Here is a 3,257-nt window from a genome sequence, read left to right as displayed (position 1 = left end):
CTCGCCACCACTGTCGGTGCGGGCCTGGCCCCACTCATCGCCACGAGCCTGTTGGCCGCGGCCGGCGGCACCGACCCCTCGCTGGTCGCATGGTTCTTCGTGGGGCTGTGCGTCCTGAGCCTCGCGGCCTACCTGTTCTCCCGCGAGAGCCACCGCAGCGAACTCGCCACCGTGACCGGCGCGGCACCCGCCGTTGCCACCGAACGGGTGGAAGAGGCGGCGGCCTGAGGACTCGCCTTTCGGCGCTCGCTCCGTGATCAGCGCAATCTCAGTCGCGTTGTGGCGATTCGGGCTGAGGTTGCGCGGATCGCTGAGGTTGTGCCGGGCCGCGGGCGGCGGGGCATCGGCCGGCCGCGCATTCGGGCCGACCGCCGTCACGGCAAGTGCCGCGGCACCACTCGTTGCAGGCGCTCGACGAGGTCGGCATCCATGAACCCGTAATCGTCCGGGATGCCGAGCACCACCACGCGCGTGTCGCGTAGCTGAGGCGCGAACCGGCGCGTCAGCTCGCGCTTGTGCGTGGCCTCCATCACGAGGATGAGGTCGGCCCACGCGATGTCCTCGGGAGTCGCGACCTCCTCGGCGTCGGGCTTCAGACCGACCGAGGCGACCTCGATCCCCGGCCAGTCGCGGAACACCGCCTCCGCCGTGGGGCTCCGCAGCCGGTTGCGCGAGCACACGAACAGGACGTGCAGTGGCATCCGGTCAGGCGGTCTTCGCCACGCGCACGCGCAGGCTCTTCATCAGTGGCTGGTCGCTCTGTCGGCTGTAGTCGTCGGGGCCGAGGAGCACGTTCATCTCGGGGAAGTACCCGGCGGCGCTGCCGCGCGGGGTGTCGTACTCCAGCGCCCGGAACGCCGTGATGCTCCGCACCGACCCGTCGCGCGAGGTGGCCACGATGTCGACGAGGTCGCCCTCGGCGATGCCGCGGTCCCGCATGTCTCTGCGGTTCATGAAGATGAGCTCGCGGATGTTGCGGACGCCGCGGTAGCGGTCGTCGGCCGAGTAGATCGTGGTGTTCCACTGGTCGTGGGAACGCATGGTCTGCAGCACCAGCACGTCGGAGTCGGCGGGGATGACGTCGGGAAGCTCGGCGGTGGAGAACTCCGCCTTGCCCGACGGCGTGCGGAAGTCGCGCTCGCGCGCGGGCTGCGGGATGCGGAAGCCCCAGTGCTGGCGGACGAGCTCGTTGAAGCCCTCGAACCCGGGCAGCACCTTCGCCATCGTGTCGCGGATGCGGTCGTAGTCGCCGACGTACCACTCCCACGGGGTCTTCGAGTCGGGCATGGCCGCGCGGGCCATGCGCGCGATGATCGCCGGCTCGCTGAGGAGGTGCGGGGACGCGGGCTTGCGCGACCCGAGCGAGAGCATGACGGAGCTCATGGCATCCTCGGTCGAGATCGACTGCGGACCGGACTCCTGCTCGTCGCGCTCGGTGCGGCCGAGGCACGGGAGGATCAACGCGGCCTCGCCGTGCGTGAGGTGGCTGCGGTTGAGCTTGGTGCTGACGTGCACGGTGAGTTCGCAGCGGCTCATGCCCTCGGCCGTGAGTTTCGTGTCGGGAGCGGCCCGCACGAAGTTGCCGCCCATGCCGACGAACACCTTAAGGTCGCCGCGGTGGAGGGCCGCGACCGTGTGCACGGTGTCGAGTCCGGGATCGCGGGGCGATCGGATGCCGCAGACCTCGTCGAGCTTCGCGAGCCACTCCTCCGTCGGCTTGTGGTTGATGCCGCACGTGCGGTTGCCCTGCACGTTGCTGTGGCCGCGCACGGGCGACGGCCCGGTGCCGAGGCGGCCGACGTTGCCGCGCAGCAGGAGGAGGTTGACGATCTCGCGGACCGTGTCGACGCCGTGCTCGTGCTGGCTGACGCCGAGGCACCAGCTGATCACGGTGCGCTCCGACGCGAGGTAGATGTCGGCCGCGGCGCGGATCTCGGTCTCGGTCAGGCCTGCCTGCGTGACGAGGGCGTCCCACGGCGTCGCCTCGACGAGCGCGCGGTACGCCTCGTAGTCGTGCGTGTAGCCGTCGAGGAAGGCCTGGTCGAGCACCGACGGGTCGCGCTCCGCCGCCTCGAACACGACCTTGGCCATGCCGCGGATGAGGGCCAGGTCACCGCCGGGACGCACCTGCAGGTTGAGGGTGCTGGTCGGGTGGTCGTGGAACGTGGCCATGTCGACGATCTCGTGCGGCACGATCGTGCGGGTCGCGGCGACCTCGCGCAGCGGGTTCACGTGCACGACCTGCGCTCCGCGCTCGACGGCCTCGGCGAGGCTCGTGAGCATGCGCGGAGCGTTCGACGCCGCGTTGACTCCCAGCACGAACAGCGCGTCGCAGTTCTGCCAGTCCTCGAGGTCGGCCGTCCCCTTGCCGGTGGCGAGGGATGCCGTGAGCCCGCGGCCCGAACCCTCGTGGCACATGTTGGAGCAGTCGGGAAGGTTGTTCGTGCCGAGCTCGCGCGCGAAGAGCTGGTACAGGAACGACGCCTCGTTGCTCAGGCGTCCCGAGGTGTAGAAGGCGGCCTGGTCGGGGCTGTCGAGTCCCTGCAGGTGCTGCGCGATGAGCCGGAAGGCGTCGTTCCACGAGATGGGGACGTAGTGGTCGGTCGCGGCGTCGTACGCCATCGGACCGACGAGGCGACCGGCATCCTCGAGGGCGAAATCGGTCCACCCGGCGAGCTCGGACACCGAGTGCTCCGCGAAGAACTCCTTGCCGACGCGCTTATGGGTCATCTCCCACGTGACGTGCTTGATGCCGTTCTCGCAGATGTCGAGGGCGACGCCCTTGTCGTCGGGCCACGCGCAGCCCGGGCAGTCGAAGCCGCTCTTGGGGTGGTTCATCGTGAACATCGCCTTGGTGCCGGCGATCGGCTGACGCTGCTCGAGCAGCACCTTCCCGACCGTGCGGGCGGCGCCCCACCCGGCGGCGGGGTGCGTGTACTCGCCGGTGCTCGACCAGTCGCCCGTCACGGCGGGCCCGAGGCCGCCCTGGCGCGGTGCATCCTTCATCAGCCCGAACGCGTCACCCATGTGCACCCTCCGATGGTTTCGGCGCCGAGTCGGTGGCATCCATCCGCGCGCCCTCGGTCAGCGTACGCCGGAGGTCTCGGCGAGAGCGGGGGTTGTGGACGGAACGAGGATGCGATCCGGACGTGTGTAGAGATTCATGCTGCCACCGCGGACGAACCCCGCGACGGTGAGTCCGGCACGCTCGGCCAGTTCGATCGCGAGCGACGACGGCGCCGACACGGCGGACAGGA

General features: G+C 70.1%; 3 protein-coding genes and 1 pseudogene. 1 reads left to right on the top strand and 3 read right to left on the bottom strand.

What is annotated here, in order from left to right; all coding sequences use genetic code 11:
- Positions 1-228, top strand: a pseudogene (locus tag I5G_RS25835) (hypothetical protein); the annotation flags it as partial.
- A 146-nt stretch (positions 229-374) separates the two neighbouring features.
- On the opposite strand, the gene I5G_RS08925 reads toward I5G_RS25835, so the two are convergent.
- The 3 genes from I5G_RS08925 to I5G_RS21530 form a co-directional block, all read right to left on the bottom strand.
- The gene (locus I5G_RS08925) at positions 375-701 is read right to left on the bottom strand and encodes a low molecular weight protein tyrosine phosphatase family protein (RefSeq protein WP_022878753.1); all 327 of its coding nucleotides are present in this window, start codon (positions 699-701) and stop codon (positions 375-377) included.
- Between the two features lie 4 nt (positions 702-705).
- Positions 706-3,027, bottom strand: a complete 2,322-nt coding sequence (locus I5G_RS08920; RefSeq protein WP_022878752.1) for an FdhF/YdeP family oxidoreductase — start codon at positions 3,025-3,027, stop codon at positions 706-708.
- Between the two features lie 57 nt (positions 3,028-3,084).
- The coding region (locus I5G_RS21530; RefSeq protein WP_036327196.1) for a formate dehydrogenase accessory sulfurtransferase FdhD at positions 3,085-3,257 on the bottom strand (173 nt) is incomplete at its 5' end.

The sequence above is a fragment of the Microbacterium sp. B19 genome, from assembly GCF_000333395.1.
In the GTDB taxonomy this organism is placed as follows: Bacteria; Actinomycetota; Actinomycetes; order Actinomycetales; family Microbacteriaceae; genus Microbacterium.
The sequence above is the reverse complement of the archived record's forward strand: the minus strand, read 5'-3'. Positions and strand labels throughout refer to the sequence as shown.

Excerpts from the sequence above, each read along its gene's own strand:
- I5G_RS08920 (WP_022878752.1), bottom strand. The coding sequence starts at position 3,027 with ATGGGTGACGCGTTCGGGCTGATGAAGGATGCACCGCGCCAGGGCGGC.
- I5G_RS08925 (WP_022878753.1), bottom strand. The coding sequence starts at position 701 with ATGCCACTGCACGTCCTGTTCGTGTGCTCGCGCAACCGGCTGCGGAGC.